The 22,948-nt window shown below is 65.0% G+C and carries 11 protein-coding genes; 7 read left to right on the top strand and 4 right to left on the bottom strand.

The window, feature by feature from the left end; translation table 11 throughout:
- Positions 1-63 precede the first annotated feature (63 nt).
- The gene (hflX, locus tag HYR72_09415) at positions 64-1,425 is read left to right on the top strand and encodes a GTPase HflX (GenBank protein ID MBI1815184.1); all 1,362 of its coding nucleotides are present in this window, start codon (positions 64-66) and stop codon (positions 1,423-1,425) included.
- A 22-nt stretch (positions 1,426-1,447) separates the two neighbouring features.
- On the opposite strand, the gene HYR72_09410 is transcribed toward hflX, so the two are convergent.
- Complete coding sequence (locus tag HYR72_09410) at positions 1,448-3,007, bottom strand: fused MFS/spermidine synthase (GenBank protein MBI1815183.1); 1,560 nt, start codon at positions 3,005-3,007, stop codon at positions 1,448-1,450.
- Positions 3,004-3,660, bottom strand: a complete 657-nt coding sequence (locus tag HYR72_09405; protein MBI1815182.1) for a fused MFS/spermidine synthase — start codon at positions 3,658-3,660, stop codon at positions 3,004-3,006. Before HYR72_09405 ends, HYR72_09410 begins: the two co-directional genes overlap by 4 nt.
- Positions 3,661-4,318: 658 nt before the next feature.
- On the opposite strand from HYR72_09405, the gene HYR72_09400 reads away from it, so the two are divergent.
- From HYR72_09400 to HYR72_09375, 6 genes are all read left to right on the top strand, one after another.
- Entirely contained in the window at positions 4,319-4,645 is a 327-nt protein-coding gene (locus HYR72_09400) for a hypothetical protein (GenBank protein ID MBI1815181.1), read from the top strand.
- A 2,161-nt stretch (positions 4,646-6,806) separates the two neighbouring features.
- Entirely contained in the window at positions 6,807-12,986 is a 6,180-nt protein-coding gene (locus HYR72_09395; GenBank protein ID MBI1815180.1) for a hypothetical protein, read from the top strand.
- 266 nt (positions 12,987-13,252) lie between these two features.
- Complete coding sequence (locus HYR72_09390; GenBank protein ID MBI1815179.1) at positions 13,253-16,210, top strand: RHS repeat-associated core domain-containing protein; 2,958 nt, start codon at positions 13,253-13,255, stop codon at positions 16,208-16,210.
- Between the two features lie 260 nt (positions 16,211-16,470).
- A complete protein-coding gene (locus HYR72_09385) occupies positions 16,471-16,671 on the top strand; it encodes a hypothetical protein (GenBank protein ID MBI1815178.1) in 201 nt (66 codons plus the stop codon).
- 95 nt (positions 16,672-16,766) lie between these two features.
- Complete coding sequence (locus HYR72_09380) at positions 16,767-16,979, top strand: hypothetical protein (GenBank protein MBI1815177.1); 213 nt, start codon at positions 16,767-16,769, stop codon at positions 16,977-16,979.
- A gap of 46 nt (positions 16,980-17,025) precedes the next feature.
- The gene (locus HYR72_09375; protein MBI1815176.1) at positions 17,026-18,318 is read left to right on the top strand and encodes an NAD(P)/FAD-dependent oxidoreductase; all 1,293 of its coding nucleotides are present in this window, start codon (positions 17,026-17,028) and stop codon (positions 18,316-18,318) included.
- A gap of 5 nt (positions 18,319-18,323) precedes the next feature.
- Here the strand turns inward: HYR72_09375 and HYR72_09370 are convergent, their stop codons facing one another.
- The gene (locus HYR72_09370; protein MBI1815175.1) at positions 18,324-19,328 is read right to left on the bottom strand and encodes a dihydroorotate dehydrogenase-like protein; all 1,005 of its coding nucleotides are present in this window, start codon (positions 19,326-19,328) and stop codon (positions 18,324-18,326) included.
- A 16-nt stretch (positions 19,329-19,344) separates the two neighbouring features.
- Positions 19,345-22,908: a pyruvate:ferredoxin (flavodoxin) oxidoreductase gene (gene nifJ / locus HYR72_09365; GenBank protein MBI1815174.1), complete on the bottom strand. Its 3,564-nt coding sequence runs from the start codon at positions 22,906-22,908 to the stop codon at positions 19,345-19,347.
- Positions 22,909-22,948: the final 40 nt, after the last annotated feature.

Below are 22,948 nucleotides of genomic sequence, written 5' to 3'. Positions count from 1 at the left end.
TCGTCGGCGCCACCGCCCCCGCCGCGGTTGCAACTCGCGGCGAGCGCGTCCATGCTCTCGTGCATGCCGCAGAACGCACCACAGCGTGCCGTCCTCGTCGCAGTGCAGTTGCCCGGGGTGAGCGACGCCGAGCACGCTTCCTCGCTGGCCGAACTGGGGCGCCTGGCAAAGACGCTCGGGCTCGCGGTGATCGCTCGCGTCACTCAGAAGCGCTCGTCGCTAGCCACGGCGGCTGTCGTTGGCGAAGGGAAGCTCAAGGAGCTGGCGCGCCTCACCGGCGGCAGCGGTGTCGTGCCCTCAGGCGTTCCTGCGCATCGCGCGCGCACCGCTGAGCCCGAGTCCGCGGACGTCGATGACGCGGATGAAGTAGACGAAGCGAACGACGCACCGTCGGCTGAGCAGCTCGCGAGTGTCGTGCTCATCGACCACGACATCGCGCCGTCGCAAGCGCGCAATCTCGAACGCGCCACAGGCGCCGAGGTGCTCGATCGCACGGCCGTGATTCTCGCCATCTTCCAGCGCCACGCCCGCAGCCGCGAGGCGGTGTTGCAGGTGGAGATCGCGCGCTTGGCTTACATGGCACCGCGGCTGCGCGAGAGTGGCGGCGGCAAGGACCGGCAGGGCGGCGGCATCGGCGCCAAGGGCGCGGGTGAGTCGCATCTCGAACTCGACCGCCGCAAGGTGCGTGATCGCATCGCCGAGCTGCGCCGCGAACTCGCCGCCATCGAGAAAGACGCGGCCACGCGTCGCCGCCGCCGCGCGGCGCAACCGACGGTCGCTATCGTCGGCTACACCAACGCCGGCAAGTCGTCCTTGATGCGTGCGCTCACCAGGAGCGATCTGCTCGTCGCTGATCAACTGTTCGCGACCCTCGACACCACCGTGCGCGCGCTGCAGCCGGAGACCAAGCCGCGCATCTTGGTCAGCGACACGGTCGGGTTCATCAAGAAGCTGCCGCACGACCTGGTCGCGTCGTTCCGGTCGACGCTGGACGAGGCGCGCGAGGCGGCGCTACTGATCCAGGTGGTCGACGCCGCCGACCCGGCTTTCCCGGCTCAGATCGAAGTGACCGCACAAGTGTTGGCCGAGATCGAGGCCGCCGATGCGCCGCGTCTGCTGGTGCTCAACAAGATCGACAAGCTGGAGGAAGAGCGGCGCGCCGCGTTGGCGCAGGCGTATCCGCAGGCGCTGCTGCTGTCAGCGAAGTCGCCCGCCGATGTCGCCGGGCTGCGCGAGCGCATTGTCGAGTTCTTCGAACGCGAGATGGTCGAAGACGAAATCCTGGTTCCCTACGCGCGGCAGCGCGTGGTGAGCGACATCCACGCGAGCTGCCGCGTGCTTGCCGAGGCTTACGATCAGGACGGCACGCGGCTGCGAGTGCGGGCGCGCCCCGACGTGATGGCGCGCCTGCGCGCCGCGCTGTGAGATCTTCCTACTGCCCTGTCTCTTATGGCACTTGCCACCACTCGCGGGTGTACTCGACGACCATGTTGTCATCGGTGACCAGTGGCAGCGCTTGTGTGCGGGCGAGGATATCCGCGCAGCTCTCGAACCAGCTGTCATCGCTGCGATCGGGATCTTCGAGCTGAAGCACCTGCTGCATGCGCTCGGCATCCGCCGCGCGGGTGAGGTCGAACACCGGCATGCCGTCGATCGCGTACTCCGTCAGCGCGGCCTGCCAACGTTCGCGATCGATCTGCAGAGGCGCATCGCTGACGGCCATGAAGTTGACGATGCGGAAGCCATTCGGAAACGTCGCGCAGGCTGTCTTCTGCACCTGCGGCGAGCCGGTCGTGTTGTAGTAGAAGAGGCCACCCGCCTTGAGGTGCGTGCGCACCAGTTGCAGGAACTCCACTGAGAGCAGCTCGGTCGCATGCGCGCGCCAGTGGTAGGTCATGTTGAACACCACCGCATCGAAGTGCCGCTCCGGATGCGCCATCAGCCAGCGCCGGCCGTCGTCGATGACGATGTCGACCTTCGGGTTCGCCAGCAGGCTGCTTACCTCCGCATGATCACGGATCAAGTTGACGTACCCGGGGTTGATCTCGACGACGGTGAGCCGCTCGACGCGCGGATTGTTGGCGACGACTTGCGCCCACGATCCAGTGCCGAGGCCGATCATCAGCACCTCGCGCGGGGCCGAGTGCAGGGCGGCCAATGCGTACGCCCGAATGATCAGGTTGCGATCGTGCGTCACCAGATCCGTGTTGAACCCGCCATCGTACACACCGCCGCCGAAGACGGTGCCGTTCTCCGCCACGGTGATGACCCCGCTGCGATTCTCCGCCACCTGCGCGAGATGGGCATTGGGAGCGTAGCGCGTCTTGAACAAGAGTTTCTCATAGAGCTGGTCGAACAGCGCCGGCGCCGCGCCAACCAGCGTCACACCGACACCTGCGATCGCCAGACTCCACCGTACCGCCGAGCGCACGTTGAGACGCGCCGCAAGCAACAGCAACCCAGCCGAGCCGACGCCGACGAGCGCGATCATCAGCGACGCGTGCGCGAGCGACAAACGATCGAGTAGAACGAAGCCGGTGAGCAGCGAGCCGCTGGCCGAGCCGACAATGTTGGCGAGGTAGATGTAGGACAGCCGCTGTCCGACGCGATCGGTCGGCCGGATCCCAAAGTGACTGACGAGCGGCAGCACGGTGCCGAGCAATCCGGCAACGATGGCCACTGCGGGAAGCGTCCAGACGAAGGGCCCGCGTTGAACCGTCCATGCGATGAACGGCACGAGCAAAAACCCCAGTGCGTTGGCGAACAGTATCAGCAACGCCGGCACGCGCAGTTGCGCTGAATCGGTGCGCCCGGTTCGCTCGGTGCAGTAGACGCTGACGGCTAACGATCCGACGGCGAGGCCGAGCAGATAGAAGGCGAGCACGACGCCGAAGCTGGGCGCGCTGCCGCCGGTGACGAAGCCGTAGACGCGAAACCACAGAATCTCCCACGACAGCGCGACGTAGCCGCTGAGTGCGGCGGTGGCCAACGCTAGCGCGAAGCTCACGACGCCCTCCGCGCGACGAGATACGCGAGCAGCACGCTGCCGCCGACGAGCGCGTTGGTCGCTGCGGCGATGACTACTGTCCCACTCTGACCGAACTGTCCAAGGAGATAGACGGCTGTAACGAACGACGCCATCGCTGAGCCCAGCGTGTTAACGAAGTAGAGCATGCCCACCGAGCGCCCGACATTGCGCAGGCGACGCACCGCGTGTGTGGTCAGCAACGGCAGCGTCGCGCCCATGAGAGCGGTCGGGATGAGTAGCAGCAGGAAGCTGGCGGCGAAGGTTGCGGGTCGCGACGCGCCTGCGGTGAAACCTCCGATCCAGCGAAACAGCGGCAGTGAGCAGAGCCCAAAGATTCCGATTGCGATCTCGATCATCCCGAACCACACCACCGGCTGTCGCCGCGGACTTGTCGACAGCGCGCCGCCGGCCAAGCTACCTAGCCCGAGCCCGAGCATGAAGGCGGTGACGACGATCGTGGTGGATTGAATGTCGACACCGTAGATGGCGCACAAACTCCGTTGCCACACGACCTGATAGGTCAGCGCGGCAAAACCCGAGAGCACGAACACCGCGCACAGCAGTGAGAGCGGGAGTGTGGCCTCGACGTGTTCCACGCCGCGCGGGGCGAGCGTTCCACTGTGGTCCGACATGCGTGAGGTCTCTCGTAACCTCTAGCGTGTTTGGCCAGCTGCTGGAAAACGTTTCGGCCGCCCTTCGAGGTCCTGCCCCACGAACCTCCAGCGCCGCTGCTGCAGGCGGGACGCCTGCGCCACAGGTCAGCGCAATTGCGGCTCGCTCTCCTTGCGATGTCGCCGTCTCGGCTGCCCCTTGAGGGGCACGTACACCACCCGCGAAAGCGTACCGACCGGATACAAGGTTTCGGCGCTAGTGACGCAGTACAGGCTTCCAGGTTGTGCCCACGGCCAAGATGACCGCGATATCTTGAAAACCCGCAGTTGCGGGGTACGCGTTGTCGCTGTACTCACAGAACACTTCTTCGTGAGCTCAGAAGCAACGTCCACAGGCGATAGTCTTTGAATTTGTCCGTCGTCCTTTTGAGGCAACCTTACTCTACGCTCCGGCGTCTCGCGCGTCGATGCTGTGTAGTGTGCTGTGACGGTCGGTGTCGACACGGCTACGTGGCTGCACACACAGCCGCATCCGTACTTGAACTCAGGCGCTGGCGATCACATGAATCAACGCGTGCGTTTAGTAGGTAGCTGCGAGTGAAATAATGTGCGTCGCTCGACTTGGCAGAGTCCTGATAGTCCTTTACACGTCCCGCCGCTGTTTATTCAGGAGGGGAACGTGGAACGTACGGGGCTTCGCGCAAGGTTGCTTTCGCACTTTTTCGTAGGGTTCAGTTTGCTGTTTGCGGCGCGCGCGGTGGAGGCCGGCTGCTGCCGGATCATCCGCATCGATCCCGAGACGCCAACCCCGGTCGTACGGGTGTGCGAACCTGATGCTGCCGGCGCCTGCGGCACGGTACTGTTCGAAGGTTCGCTCGCGCTCGGCGAATCGCGCACGGTCTGCGCAACCGGGGTCACCATCGGATACCAAGATGTCGACGCCACCACCGGCATCTACGGGCCGCGCACCGACGCTCGCTGCGACGCCGCCGACGTGGAGTTGTGAGCGTGGCGACAGAACGTTCACAACGGATTGAACGGATTCAACGGATTCGGAAAGCGGGTGGTCGGCCAATGAACGGGATGGGTCGGACCGGGAGAGCGGCGTTGCTCGGTCTAGTGGCCGTGCTCGCTACCGCGGGGTCGGCCGGTGCGGTCACCTATCAATTCAGTACGCCGATTGCCGGCGACAGTGTGCCGGTCAGCCTGACGCTCACCGACAGCGCCGCCAACACGGTCGACATCACTGTCTCGATTGCGGCTGGCACCGGCGACCTGCTCGGGATGTTTGGCAATGTCCTCACGCAAAGCCTGGTCGCGCAGATGTCGCTCACCGATATTTCGGGCAATGTCACGCAGTGGCAGTTCGCCGCCAATCAGGTGTGGAAGGTCGGCGCGGGCAACGTCATGACGCCGGTGCGAAATTGGGACTGGGGCGTGCGCTTCGGCGAAAACGGATGTGCGCAAGGCGCCGTACTGGCGGCGCACTACCGTTTGAGTGCACCAGGGCTCAGCGTCACCCAACTCACCGGAGCGGCAAATCAAGGGTGGGTGTTCGGCGTGCGCATTCAGAACACCAACGGCTCCGAGGGCTCCGCCAAGATCGGCCTCGCGGCCGGCACGCTGCCGGTCGGGGCAACTCCAACCGCAATCGCCACGCTCACGTCCACCACAGTAGCGACCGCAACGCTGACGCACACACCGACCCAAACGGTTACGCAAACGGCGACCAGCACGCTAACCGCAACGCGTTCATCGACGGTAACCGCGAGCCCGAGCAACACACCCACAGCGACGGTCACGCTCACTCAGACGCTCACCGTAACGCCGTCGTCGACGCTGACCGCAAGCCCGAGCGACACGCCCACGGCGACAGCAACGCCGACCGCCAGCGCCACGCCGTCACCGACAGACACAGCGAGCGCGACGCCCACATCGACGCCAACCGCGACTGACACGCCCACAACCACGCCATCGGAGACCGCGACCGACACGCCGACGTTGACGCATACGCCGACGCACACCGAGACGCCGAGCGCGACACCAACGTCGACTCCGACCGAGACTGGCACCGCGACTCCCAGCGACACACCGACGGAAACTCCGACGTCGACCAGCACAGCAACGGCTACCCTAACTGACACCGCGACCGAGACGCCGACGTTGACGCACACGCCGACGCCGACCGTGACCGACACACCTACGCACACCGAGACGCCGACGCTCACCGAGACTTCGACTCACACCGTCACGGCGACTGCGACCGACACGGGCACGCCGACGCACACTCACACGCCGACGCCCATCGCAACCGATACGGCTAGTGCAAGTCCCACCGCTAGCGCCACCGAGACCCCAAGCCCGACGAGTGTGCCGACTGCAACCGACACGCCGACGATCACCCCGACCAGCACGGCGACGGTCACCGATACGCCAACGCGCACGTTCACGCCGCTGCCGATTCCGACCGCCTCGCCCACCGCTACGCCGACGCCAACTGCAACACCGCCGCTGTGCGCGTATCGCGATCGCATCCTCGCCGACGGGGCCACGCTGTACTATCGCCTCGGCGAGAGCAGCGGGACCGTCGCGATTGACGCAGCGAACCACCAGAACGGCGTCTACAACAGCACCACGAGTCTCACCTTTGGATTGACGGGCGCGCTCGGCGCGGACAGCGACACGACGGTGCGCTCGAGCGGCGGCTACGTCACTATCGCAAGCACTGGCGGCTTCGCCAACGTGGGCGCCAACTCCCGCATGACGTGGGAAGGGTGGTATCAATGGACGGCGCCCGATAGCCAGCGGCCGCTGTTCAACCGCTGGCAGCCGTTTGGTCACCAGTTCCTGCTGCTCGCCAACTATCCGAACGCGGGTGACGCGAGCTGCTACGTGAACCTCGCCGGCAGCAACCACCACGCCACCTTCCCGAATGCGAACGACGGCGCGTGGCATCACTTGGTGTGTCGCTACGACGGCGCGCCCGGTGGGATTGGGCTGGCGATTTTCGTCGACGGCCAGCCGGGCGCCAGCGATGCCACCACCGGCGTACCTGAAGGCGGCGCCGGCAACGCGCAGCTCTTCGGCTGCAGCGACGGCAACGTCGGGTCGCGACCGACGAGCAGCGCACAGTTCGCCGCCGACGAGGCGGCTACTACCCGAGCGCGTTGTCGGACCAGGCCATCGCCGCGCACTACCAGAGCGGCCTGGAGGGCTGCGGTCCGACCCGCACACCGACGCTCACTCGCACGCCGACCGCGACGCTCACCCGCACCCTCACCGCGACCGCCACGCAGACGCCGACGCCCACGCTGACGCGCACGATGGTGCCGACGCCGACCGCGGCGCCCGGCATCCTCGATCCTGGGCAGGTCACGGCCTGGCCCGCCACCAGTGGTCAAGTGCCGGTCACCGGCAGTGCCGGCGGAGCGCCACCCAACGCGCAGATTGCGATCACCAACCAACGCACGGGCGACACCGTCGTGGTGATCGCCAACGCCGACGGCAGCTTCAGTATGGCGATCGTGGCGCAGATCGACGATCGCCTCACGTTCAGCATCAACAACGGCGCGCCAACGGTGGTGGCGGTGCTGCCACCGGACCCGAGTCTGGTGGCACCGGCAATTGATCGCAGCGTGGCGACGACGGCGTTCGATGCCACCACGTTCCTCTACACCGGGCCGCTGGCGATTCAGTCCGGCGTCGCCCCCGGTACGATCGTCGCGGCGCAAGCCGCAGTGATCCGCGGAGCCGTGATCGATCGCAACGGCGCGCCGCTGACGGGCGTGCAGGTCAGCGTCCTCAATCATCCGGAGTACGGCGTCACCTACAGTCGCCTCGACGGCGCCTTCGATCTCGCCGTCAACGGCGGCGCCGCACTCGTCCTCGAATACAGCAAGGCGGGCACGCTGGCGGCGCAGCGTTCCATCGAGCCGGCGCAACAAGCGTTCAGCTTCGCGCCGGCGGTGGCGCTGATTGCGCCCGATCTGCAAGTGACGGCGGTGCAGCTCACCACCGACGCGCCGCCGCAAGTGGCGGCCGGCAGCATGGTGAGCGACGCCGCCGGCACGCGGCAAGCGGTGGCCTTGGTACCCGCCGGCACCACGGCCGCGCTGGTGTTCGCCAACGGCAGCACGAGTGCGGCGACCAGCTTGAATGTCCGGCTGACGGAATACACCGTCGGCGTCACCGGTCCGCAAGCAATGCCGGCCGCGCTGCCGCCCAGCAGTGCGTACACCTACGCCTTCGAGCTGAGCGCCGACGAAGCGTTCGCCACCGGCGCCGCGCGTGTGCAGTTGAGTCAGCCGCTGCCCGTCTACATCGACAACTTCCTCGGCTTCCCGGTGGGGATGGACGTGCCGGTGGGAAGCTACGATCGCACGCAAGCCGCGTGGCTGCCGGCCGACAACGGCCGCGTGCTGCGCGTGATCAGCGTCAGCGGCGGCGTGGCGCAACTCGACGTCACCGGCGACGGCATCGCCGACGATGACGCGACCCTGGCGAGCTTCGGCATCACGCTCAGCGAGCGCCAGCAAGTGGCGCTGCGCTTTGGGGCCGGGCAAAGTTTCTGGCGCGTGGCGCTAACCTACTTCTCGCGCTGGGATTGCAACTGGCCGGGCGGCGCGCCGCTCGACGCCGGGCCGCCGAATGTGCCGCTGCCCAGCGGTGTCGACGAGCGCACGCATCTCGACGATGCGGATAGTGCGGGCGATCTGGTGGTGCAGAATCAGGCGCTGCGGCAACGTGTGGCGCTCACCGGCATGCCGTTCACGCTGACGTATGAAAGTGATCGCCAACTCGATCGCACCACGCTCAACAGTCTCGCGATTCCGTTGAGTGGCGCGAGCGTGCCGGCGTCGCTCACCGGGATTGACCTCGTCATCCACGTCGCCGGGCGCGAGTTCCGCCAGAGCTTCCCGCCGGCGCCGAATCAGTCGACCACGTTTACCTGGGACGGGCGCGATGCCTACGGGCGGTTGGTGCAAGGCCGGCAGCCGGTCAGCGTCGACGTGCAGTTCGTCTACCCGCGCGTGTATCAAGCCCCGGCGATCGATCGGCAGGCGTTCGCGCAGATCTCGGGGGTGCCGCTCAGCGGAGTGATCACCCCGCGCGGCGGGATCATCAGCGCGCGGCGCTTCGACGGCCTGCTCGGCGGCTGGGACGCGAAGGAAGAAGGGCTGGGCGGCTGGAGCCTCGATGTGCAGCGCAGCTACGATCCGGTCAGCGGGGCGATGAGTGGCGGTGACGGCACGCAGCAGACGCGCGAGCAAGTCGATGCGGTGATCAGCACCGTCGCCGGCGGCCCGATCAACGTCGGAGAGGGCCTCGCGCACGAAGGCGATGCGGCCACCAGCGTACGGCTGAGTGATCCGCGTGGAATCACGGTGGCGGCCGACGGCACGGTGTACTTCCTCGACGCGTCGCTCAACCGAGTGTTCCGCATCAGTCCCGATGGGCGGATGTGGACGGTGGCGGGCGGCGGACCAGTGGCGGGCGACATCGATCCGACCACCGGGCAGGCGCCGTTGGCGCTGCGCGTCGACCTCGGCAGTGTGAACGGCCTCAACAACCCCGAGGGGCTGGCGCTGGGGCCGGATCACGCGCTGTATCTCACCGGCGAGTTTCGCGTGCGCCGCATCGATCTGATCACCAGCGTGGTGACGCGCGTGGCGGGCAGCAACGACCGCACGCAGGTGTGCGGCCGCAACGAGAGCGGGACGCAGTGCGGCGATGGCGGACCGGCGACGCTGGCGCGACTGCGCGGCCCGTCGGGGATCGCGGTTACCGCCGATGGGACGATCTACCTGGCCGACAGCAGCCGAGTGCGAGTGATCGGTGCCGACGGGATCATCCGCACCATCGCCGGCGGCGGCGGGAACGGCAGCGACGGCATCCCGGCGGCGCAGTCGACCTTCTTCAACCCCGACATGGACGTGGTGGCGGCGGCCGACGGCACGCTGTATGTGGCCAGTGGCTTTCAGCAGGTGCGGCGCATTGCGCCCGACGGCAAGGTGTACACGGTGGCGGGCACCGGCAACCAGGGCGACAGCGGTGATGGACTCAGCGCGCTGCAGGCGCAGTTCATTGCCCCGCGCGGGTTGGCGCTCACTCCCGACGGGCGCTTGGTCATCGTCGACAGCAATGCGAACAAGGTGCGCGTGCTCAGCACGGACGGGATCATCACGGCGGTCGCCGGCGGCGGCAGCACGTTGGGCGATCTCGGGCCGGCACCGGCGGCGCCGCGTGACGGGCGCGAGTTCTACGTCTTCAGCAGCCGCGGCAAGCATCTACGGACCGTCGATGCATTGTTGAATGTACGGCTCTACGAATTCGGCTATGATGCGGCGGGACGGTTGAGCACGGTGACCGATCGCGACAACACTCTCACGACTATCGAACGCGACAGCGGCGGTGCGATCACGGCGGTCGTGAGCCCGTACGGCCAGCGCAGCACCGTGACGCTGGATAGCAACGGGTATCTAGCGAGCCTCACCAACCCCAACAACGAGACGACCGGCTTCGCGTACTCGACGAAGGGACTGCTCGAAAGCGTGACCGACGCGCGGGACAACGCGACCAACTTCACGTACGATGCGACGGGTCGGTTGATCCAGAAGGCCGACCCGGCGGGCGGCAGCGACGGACTCGCGCGCACGGAACTCAGCAATGGGTACCAAGTGACGCACACCACCGGCGAAGGCGTGGCGATGGGTTACAAGGTGGAGTTCCTCAACACCGGCGATCGGCGGATGACGACGCTGCTGCCCGACGGTACGGCGCAGACGACGCTGAACAAGATCGACGGCACGACACAAGTGACGCAACCCGACGGCATCTCGCAAGCCAGCGCCGACGCCGGTGACCCGAGATTCGGCATGCAGAGCCCCATCACCAAGAGCGAGACCATCACCACGCCGGGTGGTCTCACCGCCAACCTCACCAGCGGGCGCACGGTGACGCTGGCCAACGCGGCCGATCCATCGAGTCTGACGAATCAGACCGACACGGTCGTCGTGAACGGCCGCACGATCACGCGCAGCTACAACGCGGCGACGCGCACGATCACCGACACCACGCCGCAAGGTCGAGTCAGTCGCACCGTCCTCGACGGCGAAGGGCGGCCCGTGCAAGTGCAGACAGGCAACCTCACACCGGTGCAACTCGCCTACGATACGCAAGGCCGCATCAACGGCATGGCGCGCGGCGTGCGCACCAACACGCTCGCGTACGACACTGCGGGCAACCTCGCTTCAATCACCGACCCGTTGTCGCGCACAGTGGCGTTTGCGTACGACGACGCCGGCCGCGTGGCAACGCAGACGCTCCCCGACACGCGCATCATCGGCTTCGGTTACGACGCCGACGGCAACGTGAGTTCCATCACGCCGCCAGGGCGACCCGCACATCAATTCGACTACACCACCACGAACCTCCAGTCCGCGTATCTCCCTCCGCCCCTAACCCCCAACCCCCTAACCCCCAACACCCTGTATGAGTACGATCGCGATCAGCGCCTCACCCGCATCACGCGCCCCGATGGGCAGCAGGTCAACCTCGACTACCACCCGCTGACGCACCAACTCGCCAAGCTCCGGCTGCCGAGCGGACAGCTCACCTACGTTTACGACGTGGGCACCGGCACCTTGCAGCAAGCGATCGCGCCCGACGGTGGCACGGTGAGCTACCTCTACGACGGCTCACTGCCGGTGAGTGAAGACTGGGCGGGGACAGTCAGCGGCAGCGTCGAGCGCAACTACGACAGCAGTTTCCGCGTCAGCACGCAGAGCGTGAACGGAAGCAACAGCGTCCTCTTCAGCTACGACAACGACGATCTACTCACCAACGCGGGTGCGATGACATTCGGTCGCGATGCGACCAACGGGTTACTCAGCGGCAGCACACTCGGCAGCGTGAGCGACACGCTCGGCTACAACAGCTTCGGCGAAGCCACGAGCTACAGCGCAACGTTCGGCGGCTCACCGCTGTACGCCGTCACCTACACCCGCGACGACTTGGGTCGTATTGCAGCGAAGACGGAGACCATCCAAGGCGTCACAAGCACCTTCGAATACGGCTACGATGCGGCGGGGCGCCTCATCGATGTCGCCACCAACGCCACGCCGACCGCCCACTACGACTACGACGCCAACAGCAACCGCATCGGTGGCTTCAGTACGCAATGCGCGAGTCTCACCTCGACGTACGACGACCAAGATCGACTCCTCACTGCCAACTGCCCGCTGCCTACTGCCTACTCGTATACTGCCAACGGTGAACTCCTCACCAAGACCGACACCACAGGTACGACGACCTACGCCTACGATGTGCTAGGGAACCTTCGTCGCGTTGATCTTCCCGACGGCAGAGTGATCGAGTACGTGGTCGACGGTAGCAACCGCCGCGTCGGCAAGAAGATCAACGGCATCCTCACGCAGGGCTTCCTCTACGACAGTCAACTGCGCATCGTTGCCGAACTCGACGGTAGCGGCGCGATCGTCAGTCGCTTCGTCTACGGGACGAAGACGAATGTGCCAGAGTACATGATCCGCGGCGGCGCAACGTATCGCATCGTCACCGATCAACTCGGTTCACCGCGCGTCGTCCTCGATGCGAGTACAGGCACAATCGCGCAGCACATCGACCGCGACGAATTCGGGAACGTCTCGGCCGACACCACGCCGGGCTTCCAGCCGTTTGGATTTGCCGGCGGACTCTACGACCGCGACACGAAGCTCGTGCGCTTCGGTGCGCGGGACTACGATGCCCAGACCGGTCGATGGACCGCCAAGGATCCGATCGAGTTCAGGGGCCGAAGCTTCAACCTCTACGCCTATGTCAGGAATGACGCGGTCAACTTCTTGGACCCTTCCGGAATGTCCTTTGGGCTGTCAGACACGACCGTTGCCGTGGGGCTCAACAGCCTGCTGTCAGGCATCAGTACCGCCTACTCCACCGGCTCCTTCAAGCAAGCATTTGCTGCGGCTCTTCTGACGGCTGTGACTGGAGGTGCCACAAGCGGGCTTCTGAATGTAGTTGCGGCCGAAGGTCCTGGCGTTGGTACGGCGGCCGCCTACCTCGGCGCTGCCATCATAGCCCCCGCGTATCTGGCGACCGTTCGGAGCATACTCCTTCAAGAATGGTTCGAAGGCCCGGTCGCAGGACCCAACGTCGGGGACGCATCACTGTCCGGAACGTTTGCGGCCACCTCCGCTCTCCTCACGCTAGGAGAAGGCCTCGGAACCAAGTTGGGTGTGGGAGCGGTCGCTGCAGGATTGAATTTGCTGATTCAGATTCAACTGCAGAGTCAGATCCCCGGTCACCCGTGGGCCATCAGCAGTTATCGGTAATTGCCAATGGGACGCCACGTTCAGGGATGGTCTTCGCGTTTTCGCGCTGGCTTCGTTCAGGTATCAACCTTGGTTGTCGTTAATCTCGCCACGGTAGTCGTTGGCCTGTGTGTGTACCGCTCCGTGATCTCTTCGGATCTTGCCTCCGACCCACCCCCGGGGTGGGAGTACTCTCTTGAGCAGTGGTGCCGTCTGGCCATACTACTAATCGTGGCCATTGGGCCTGTACTCATCACCTTGTATGTCGCGGCGTGGACATGGAGGAGGTGTCTAATAGCCCTCGGCCGCGTGACGGGCGCGAGTTCTACGTCTTCAGCAGCCGCGGCAAGCATCTACGGACCGTCGATGCATTGTTGAATGTACGGCTCTACGAATTCGGCTATGATGCGGCGGGACGGTTGAGCACGGTGACCGATCGCGACAACAATTCTACAACAATCGAGCGGGACGCCGATGGCGATGTCATCGCGATCGTCAGTCCGCACGGCCAACGATCAACCGTCACGCTCGACGCCAACGGCTACTTGCAGACCCTGACCAATCCGAACAACGAGACGACGACGTTTGCGTACTCGGCGAAGGGTCTACTCGAACGCGTCACCGACGCGCGCACCAACCAGACGACGTTCGGCTACGACGCGCAGGGTCGGCTGATCCAGAAAGCCGATCCGGCGGGCGGCAGCGACGGACTCGCGCGCGCCGAATTGACCAACGGCTATCAAGTCACGCACACCACCGGCGAAGGCGTGGCGACGGGATACAAGGTGGAGTTCCTCAGCACCGGCGATCGGCGGATGACGACACTGCTGCCCGACGGCACGGCGCAGACGACGCTGAACAAGATCGACGGCACGACACAGGTGACGCAACCCGACGGCATCACGCAAGCCAGCGCCGACGCCGGTGACCCGAGATTCGGCATGCAGTCGCCGATCACCAAGAGCGAGACCATCACCACGCCGGGCGGTCTCACCGCCAACCTCACCAGCGGGCGCACGGTGACGCTGGCCAACGCAGCGGACCCCTCGAGTCTGACGAATCAGACCGACACCGTCGTCGTGAACGGCCGCACCATCACGCGCAGCTACAACGTGGCGACGCGCACGATCACCGACACCACGCCACAAGGCCGCGTCAGCCGCACGGTGCTCGACGGCGAAGGGCGACCGATCCAAGTGCAGACGGGCAACCTCACCGCAACCCAACTCAGCTACGATACGCAGGGCCGCATCAACGGCATGGCGCGTGGGACGCGCACCAACACACTCGCGTACGACACGGCGGGCAATCTCGCGTCGCTCACCGATCCGCTGTCACGCACGGTGACGTTTGCGTATGATGCGGCGGGGAGAGTGACGACGCAGACGCTGCCCGACACGCGCGCGATCAGCTTCAGCTATGACGCGAACAGCAACGTGAGTTCCATCACACCGCCGGCCCGCCCGGCACATCAATTCGACTACACCACCACGAACCTCCAGTCCGCGTATCTCCCTCCGCCCCTAACCCCCAACCCCCTAACCCCTAACACCCTGTATGAGTACGATCGCGATCAGCGCCTCACGCGCATTACGCGACCCGACGGGCAGCAGGTGAACCTCGACTACCACCCGCTGACGCACCAACTCGCCAAGCTGCGGCTGCCGAGCGGACAGCTCACCTACGTCTACGACGTGGGCACCGGCAACTTGCAACAAGCCATCGCGCCCGACGGCGGCACGGTGAGCTACGGCTACGACGGCACGCTGCCCGAGAGTGAAACCTGGAGCGGCGGCATCGCCGGCAGCGTCGAGCGCAGCTACGACACCAGTTTTCGCGTCGCGACGCAGAGCGTGAACGGGAGCAACAGCGTCCTCTTCAGCTACGACAACGACGACCTGCTCACCAACGCCGGCGCCATGACGTTCGGTCGCGATGCGACCAACGGCCTCATCACAGGCAGCACGCTCGGCAGCGTGAGCGACACGCTCGGCTACAACACCTTCGGCGAAGCGACGAGCTATAGCGCGACCTTCATCAGCGCACCGCTGTACGCCGTCACCTACACCCGCGACGACTTGGGTCGCATCGCGTCGAAGACGGAAACGATCGACGGCGTGACGACGACGTTCGCCTACGGCTACGATCAAGCCGGCCGCCTCACCGATGTCACGACGAACGCCACGCCGACCGCGCACTACGACTACGACGGCAACTCGAATCGCATCGGCGGTTTCACTTCCCAAGGCACGATCACCGGTGCGCAATACGACAATCAGGACCGCCTGCTGGCTTTCAACTTGGGACTTGGAGCTTTGAGCTACTCGTATTCCCCCAACGGCGAACTGCAGTCGAAGACCGACACCACCGGCACCACAACCTACCAATACGACGTCCTCGGCAACCTCAAGCAGGTCGTGCCGTCCGACGGTCGCGTGATCGAGTACGTGATCGACGGCACCAACCGCCGCATCGGCAAGAAGGTCAACGGCACGCTCGTGCAAGGCTTCCTCTACGACGGCCAGTTGCGCGTAGTCGCGGAGCTCGACGGCAGCGGCAATGTCGTGAACCGCTTCGTATATGGGACGAAAGTCAATGTGCCGGAATACATGGTGCATGGCGGCGTCACCTACCGAATCGTCACCGACCAGCTCGGCTCACCACGGCTCATCGTCAACACGGCTACGGGCGTCGTCGCTCAGCGCGTCGACTACGACGAGTTCGGCAACGTGTTGGTTGACACGGCCGCTGGGTTCCAGCCCTTCGGCTTCGCTGGTGGTCTATACGACAGCGACACGAAGCTCGTGCGCTTCGGTGCGCGTGACTACGACGCCCAAACCGGGCGATGGACGGCGAAAGACCTGATTGGGTTCCGGGGACGGGGGCTGAATCTATATGGCTATGTCTTGAACGATGCGGTCAACGCCATCGATCCAGGCGGGAGGGTCGCCGATTCACTCGCTGTGACGCTCGGCAACATTTCTCTCGAGAACGTGCTCGTTGGCACCGCCCTGACCGGCACGGCAATCACTATTCTGAACCAGGCCAAGGACCACAACGATGATCTCATCGAGACTGTCGGCGTGCCGGAGGAACCATTTCCCCAGGTGGGGCCTCCAGAGGAGCCGGGAGAGTTCTTGAGGGCCTGCTTAGGGATCGCCCTTCAGAAGTTCCAAGCAAAGCACAACCCCTTCCGGCTCGCACTGGACATTGCCACGTGCTTCGGCCTTGCCGGGTCTCACTAGCCGGACGCGGCGACACCCAGGGATTTCGCGGTGACGCGTTAGGACGATGCGGAGAGACTTCGATGGGTATCATTGCGAGGGTCCGCGCCCAGATTCTTTGGAATAGAGGGCTTAAACGGTTCTACGACCGAAACTGCGACGAGGCCGTGCGACTCTTGGAGGAGGCATGTCGTTTGGACCCGAAATACTATCAGGACGACGTAATGCACTACTCCATTTTGGGTCGGAGCTATCTGGCGTCCGACCGCACTGATCTGGCCATGACTGCATTGACAAAGGCGTATGAACTCTTCCGCCACGGGGAGCAATCGCGCTGGGGGGACTTCCAGCGCGAGCAATTCGTAACCACGCTGAAGGCCTTCGCCAACGCCTTACACCGATGCGGTCAGTTCGAGCGTGCCAAAGAAGTCGCGCGAGAAGTCACCGAGTACACGGCCACGACACAGGTCAAGACCTACTAGAGGAGCAGGGGCGTTCCTACTCACATCCATCGAGATGGGGTCAAACCTGAAAAGTTGTAGTCGGGACAGCGAGCGCTGCCGCCGGTGATCTCGTGGTGCAGAACCAGGCCGTGCGCCAACGCGTGGCGCTCACCGGCACGCCGTTCACGCTGACGTATGAGAGCGATCGCCAGCTCGATCGCGCTACGCTCAACAGTCTCGCCATTCCATTGAGCGGCGCGAGCGTGCCGGCGTCGCTCACCGGGATCGACCTCGTCATCCACGCCGCGGGGTGCGGGCCGACATCCAAGAGAGCGGTGTCCCCTTGAAAACCCGCAGTTGCGGGGCGCGCGTTGTCGCTGTACTCACAGGGCGATGAAGATTGCGATCATTGGAGCGGGAGCGGCCGGCCTGTCGGCGGCCTACGATCTGGCTGGCGCGGGACACGCGGTGACGGTGTACGAAGCCGCGCCCAACGTTGGCGGGTTGGCGTCGGGGTTCAAGGAGCCGCACTGGGACTGGACGATCGAGCGCTTTTACCATCACTGGTTTCAGACCGACAAAGCCGTCCTCGGATTGATCGATGAAATCGGCGCCAAGGATCGCGTGCGCTTCGTCGATACCGTCACCGCGGTGTACGATCGGGGTCAGTTCTTCGCGTTCGATTCGATGGCGGCGCAACTCAAGTTTCCCGGGCTGTCGCTGTTCGACAAACTGCGCGCCGGCCCCGCCGGGCTCTACTTGCGACTGACGAAAAATTGGAAGGCCCTGGAGAAGACAACCGCGCACGAGTGGCTGAGCCGATGGACGGGCAAGGGGGCGTACCACAAGCTGGCCGAGCCGATGTTGGTCGGCAAATTCGGCGAAGAATACTACCGCGACGTCAACATGGCGTGGTTCTGGGCGCGGGTGCACTCGCGCACGAAATTCCTCGGGACATTTGTCGGCGGCTTTCAGGCGTTCTTCGATGCGCTCGCTGATGCCGTGCGCGCGCGCGGTGTGGCCATCGAGTTGAGCGCCGCGGTGCGCTCGATCGCGCCGCGCGTCGGTGGTGGGTTGACGGTGCAAGCGCCCAGCGGCCCGATCGACTACGACCTGTGCCTGGCCACCACGTCGCCGCGATTGATGGAGCGGCTGACGCCGGCGTTGCCGGACGCGTACCTCGGGCAGCTCCGCGGACTGAAGTCGATGGGCGCGGTGGTGTTGATCCTCACGCTTGATCGGCAACTCAACGAGTCGGGCATCTATTGGCACAACTTGCCCAAGGGTGAGGGCTTTCCGTTCCTGGCGCTGTGCGAGCACACCAACTTCATGTCGCCGGAGCATTTCGGCGGTGATCGCATCGTCTACTGCGGCGACTATCTGGTGCCGGAGCACGAGTACTTCCGGCTGTCGCATGAGGAAATTTTGGAACGTTTTCTGCCGGCGCTGTCGCGCTTCAATCCCAACTTCGACCGTTCGTGGGTCAAGAAGACCTGGCTGTTCCGCGAGACCTACGCCCAGCCGGTGCCGCCGTTGAATCACTCGCGCAACATTCCGGATATTCGTACGCCGATTCCAGGGCTGTACTTCGCCTCGATGTCGCAGGTGTATCCGTGGGATCGGGGAACTAACTACGCTGTGGAGATCGGACGCCGCACGGCGAAGATGATGATGGGCGACCAGTAGTCAGCTCAACGCTCGTCTCTTCCCCGCCAGCTCTGCAGCACGCGCAGATAGTTGCCGCGCTCGACCGCGCTCGGATTGGGGCAGTGCTCCAAGCTCATGCTGCCGCGCATTTGCGCCAGCGACGTGTATTCGTGCTCTTCCATCCACGCGCGCATGGCATCGTGCACCGCGCGCAGATGCTCCGGTCCATGGAGCAGCAGCGCGGAGACCATCTGCACCGCGTGGGCGCCAGCCATCACCGCTTTGATCGCGTCGGGTGCGGTGTGGACGCCGCCGGTCACGGCGAGCGACATGCGCACGCGCCCGGCGAGAATCGCCAGCCAGCGCAGCCGTACGAGCAACTCGTACGGTTCGGAGAGATGGAGTCGCGGCACGACTTCCAACTCTTCGATGTCGATATCGGGGTGATAGAAGCGATTGAACAGCACCAAGCCGTTGGTGCCGATCCGATCGAGCGCGTGGGCGAGGTGCGGGATCGCGGAGAAGAATTGCGCGAGTTTGACCGCCAGCGGAATTCCGACCTCCGCCTTCACCGTGCGCACAATGTCCAGCACGCGCTGCTCGACACGGTCGCCGGTCTCCGTCGGGTCGGTGGGCACGTGATAGATGTTGAGTTCGAGCGCGTCGGCACCCGCTTGCTCGATCAAGCGGGCGTATTCGAGCCAGCCCGAGGCCGAGTGGCCGTTGAGCGAAGCAATCACCGGCACCGCCACGGTTTCTTTGATGCGCTGGATCTGACGCAGGTAGCGTTCGGGACCGAGCGCAAACTCATCCGGGCGCGGGAAGTACGACAGCGCCTCCGCGTACGACTCGGCGGGATCTTCCGTGAAACGCAGGAAGCCGAGTTGGTCCTGCTCGATCTGCTCTTCGAACAGCGAGTGCATGACGATCGCGGCCGCCCCGGCGTCTTCCAAGCGCTTCACCATGTCGAGGTCGTCCACTAAGGGCGATGCGCCCGGCATCAGCGGGTGCGGCAGCTTTAGGCCGAGATAGGTAGTGGAGAGATCCATGGCGCTACCTCATTCATCACTTGTCACTCGTCACCGAAATCGCCGCGAGCCGCTCGTACATCGCGAACCGCCGCCGCACGTCCGCCTGCGCTGCGGCGAGCAACTCGCGGAAGCGGGCCGGATCTTGTTGCTCGACCATGCGGAACCGCGTCTCGTTGCCGGTGTAATCGGCTAACGGGATGCGCGGCGCCGCCGAGTCGAGCTGCAATGGAGGCTCGCCGGCGGCCGCGCGGCGCGGATCGTAGCGATAGAGCGGCCACGCCCCGCTGTTGACGGCGAGCTTCTGCTGCTCGGCGCCGAACGCCAGGTCGTACCCGTGCGCGATGCAGTGGCTGTAGGCAATGATGAGCGACGAGCCCGGGTACGATTCCGCCTCTTGGAACGCGCGCACGGTCTGCAAATCCTTGGCGCCGAAGGCGATGCGCGCGACGTACACATTGCCGTAGGACATCGCCATCATCCCGAGGTCTTTCTTCGCGGCGGCCTTGCCGGCGGCGGCGAACTTGGCGACCGCGCCCAAGGGCGTCGCTTTGGATTGCTGCCCGCCGGTGTTCGAGTACACCTCGGTGTCGAGAACGAGCACGTTGACCTTGCGTCCCTGCGCCAGCACGTGATCGAGACCACCGAAGCCGATATCGTACGCCCAGCCGTCGCCGCCGACGATCCACACGCTCTTGCTGACCAAGTAGTTGGCCAGCGATTCCAGCCGTCGCGCGGCGGGATCGCCGACGCCGGCGAGGCGCTGCCGCAACTCCGCGACCCGCTGCCGCTGCGCGCTGATGCCGGCCTCGCTGCTCTGATCGGCGCTCAAGAGGCCGTGGGTGAGCGCATCGCCAACTTGTGACGCGAGCCCTGTGAGCAGTCGGCGCGCGTGCTCGTGGTGCTGATCAATGGCGAGGCGAAACCCAAAGCCGAACTCGGCGTTGTCCTCGAACAGCGAGTTGGACCACGCAGGGCCCCGGCCTTCGCGGTTGGTGGTGTAGGGCGTGGTCGGCAGATTGCCGCCATAGATCGAGCTGCAGCCAGTGGCGTTGGCGATCAGCAGCCGATCGCCGACGAGTTGGGTGAGCAGTTTGATGTACGGTGTCTCGCCGCAGCCGGAGCAAGCGCCGGAGTACTCGAAGAGCGGTTCGCAAAACTGGGCCTGCTTCACGTCGACGCGGACGGTCGTGCGATCGACCTCGGGGAGGTCGAGGAAGAACGCGTAGTTCGCCCGCTCGGCGTCACGCAGCGGTGCCTGCGGGCACATGTCGATCGCCTTGTGCTTCGGGTTCGATTTGTCCTTCGCCGGACACACGGCCACGCACAGGCTGCACCCGGTGCAATCTTCCGGCGCAACTTGGATGGTGTACTGCCGGTCTTTGTACTCGTTGCCGCGGTAGGGCGTGACCTTGAAGCTCGCCGGCGCGTGTTCCAGCGGCTCCGGCGCGTAGACTTTAGCGCGGATCGCCGCGTGCGGGCACACCATCGCGCACTTGTTGCACTGAATGCAGATGACCGGATCCCACACGGGCATGTCGAGCGCGATGTTGCGCTTCTCCCATTGCGCCGTGCCGGTGGGCCACGTGCCGTCGACGGGAAACGCACTGACCGGCAGCAGATCGCCTTTGTTCGCCAGCATCACCGCCGTGACGCGCTGCACGAAATCCGGCGCGGCCTCCGCCACGATGGGCGGCCGGCCCCGGGTTGCGGTGACGCGGTCGGGGACGGCTACTTCGCAGAGGTGCGCGAGCGTGTGGTCGACGGCGGCGAAGTTCTTGCGCACGATCGCTTCGCCCTTTTTCTCGTAGGTCTTTTGTATGGTCCGTTTGATGTGGGCGATAGCCTCGTCGCGTGGCAGCACGCCGGAGATGGCGAAGAAACACGTCTGCATCACCGTATTGATGCGGCGGCCCATGCCGGTGTCGCGCGCGACTTTGTAGGCGTCGACGACGTAGAACTTGAGCTGCTTGTCGATGATCTGCTGCTGCACCTCGCGCGGCAACTGGTCCCAGACCTCGTTCGCCCCGAAGGCGGCGTTGAGCAGAAACACCGCGCCGGGTGCGGCCGTATCGAGCACGTCGTACTTGTCCAGAAAGCCGAACTGATGGCAGGCGACGAAGCTGGCGCGGGTGATCAGGTAGGTAGAACGAATCGGCCGCGGGCCAAAGCGCAGATGCGAAATCGTCATCGCGCCAGCTTTCTTCGAATCGTAGACGAAGTAGCCCTGCGCAAAGTGGTCGGTCTCTTCGCCGATGATCTTGATCGAGTTCTTGTTGGCGCCGACGGTGCCGTCCGAGCCAAGGCCGAAGAACACCGCGCGAACGACGTCGTCCGGCTCGATGTCGAAGCTGGCATCGATGGACAACGAAGTGTGCGTCACGTCGTCGGTGATGCCAACCGTGAAGTGACGCTTGGGCTGCGCACGCGTCAGCTCGTCGAAGACCGCCCGCACCATTGCCGGCGTGAATTCCTTCGAGGCCAGCCCGTACCGCCCGCCGATGACCAGCGGATCGGCTGTGAGCGATGAGAGGCCGGCATCGCGCGCTTCATGCAGCGCCGCAACGACATCGAGATAGAGCGGCTCACCAAGCGCACCGGGCTCTTTGGTGCGGTCGAGCACGGCGATCGTGTGCACAGAGGCGGGCAGGGCGTGAATGAACGCGGCAAGCGCGAACGGGCGATACAGCCGCACCTTCAGCACGCCGACGCGTTCGCCGCGCGCGACTAGCCAGTCGACGGTTTCCTGCACGGTCTCGGCGCCCGAGCCCATCAACACGATCACGCGCTCGGGCTCGGGGTGTCCGGCGTAGTTGAACAGGTGATACTGGCGGCCGGTGACTGCCGCGAAACGATCCATGGTCTCCTGCACGATGCCGGGGCAGGCGTCGTAGAACCGGTTGCCCGCCTCGCGCGCCTGGAAAAACGTGTCGGCATTCTGCGCGCTGCCGCGCAGTACCGGATGATCGGGTGTCAGTGCACGCTGGCGGTGGGCGACAACGAGATCCTCGTCGATCATCACCCGCAAGTCGTCGTCGCTCAGTGGCGTGATCTTCGTCAACTCATGCGAGGTGCGAAAGCCGTCGAAGAAGTGCAAGAAGGGCACGCGGGCGCGCAGTGTGGCGGCGTGGGCGATGCAGGCGAAGTCGTGCGCTTCTTGCACCGAGCCGGAGCACAGCAGCGCGAAGCCGGTTTGGCGGCAGGCCATGACGTCGGAATGATCGCCGAAGATCGACAGCGCGTGGGTGGCAAGCGTGCGCGCTGACACGTGCAGACAGCAGGCGGTCAGCTCGCCGGCGATCTTGTAGAGGTTGGGGATCATCAACAGCAGGCCCTGTGACGCGGTAAACGTCGTCGTTAGCGCGCCAGCCTGCAGCGCGCCGTGGACCGTGCCGGCAGCGCCGCCTTCGGATTGCATCTCGGTGATCAGTGGCACCGTGCCCCACAGGTTGGTGCGGCCGTGAGCCGACCACTCGTCGGCCAATTCGCCCATCGTCGACGACGGCGTGATCGGATAGATCGCGATGACCTCGCTGAGGCGATGCGCCACCAAGGCCGTGGCTTCGTTGCCGTCGAGCGTTACCATTGGGCTTGTGGACATGGGCAGACCTTCACCGAACTCTGTTGGTGGAAGCCGGTGC

The sequence above is a fragment of the Deltaproteobacteria bacterium genome (assembly GCA_016178705.1).
Classification (GTDB): domain Bacteria; phylum Desulfobacterota; class Binatia; order HRBIN30; family JACQVA1; genus JACOST01.
This window is presented reverse-complemented; position numbering and strand designations above follow the sequence as displayed.

Coding starts and splice junctions, on each gene's coding strand:
- HYR72_09405 (MBI1815182.1), bottom strand. CDS start 3,660: ATGTCGGACCACAGTGGAACGCTCGCCCCGCGCGGCGTGGAACACGTC.
- HYR72_09385 (MBI1815178.1), top strand. CDS start 16,471: ATGACTGCATTGACAAAGGCGTATGAACTCTTCCGCCACGGGGAGCAA.
- nifJ (MBI1815174.1), bottom strand. CDS start 22,908: ATGTCCACAAGCCCAATGGTAACGCTCGACGGCAACGAAGCCACGGCC.
- hflX (MBI1815184.1), top strand. CDS start 64: ATGCCGCAGAACGCACCACAGCGTGCCGTCCTCGTCGCAGTGCAGTTG.
- HYR72_09375 (MBI1815176.1), top strand. CDS start 17,026: ATGAAGATTGCGATCATTGGAGCGGGAGCGGCCGGCCTGTCGGCGGCC.
- HYR72_09370 (MBI1815175.1), bottom strand. CDS start 19,328: ATGGATCTCTCCACTACCTATCTCGGCCTAAAGCTGCCGCACCCGCTG.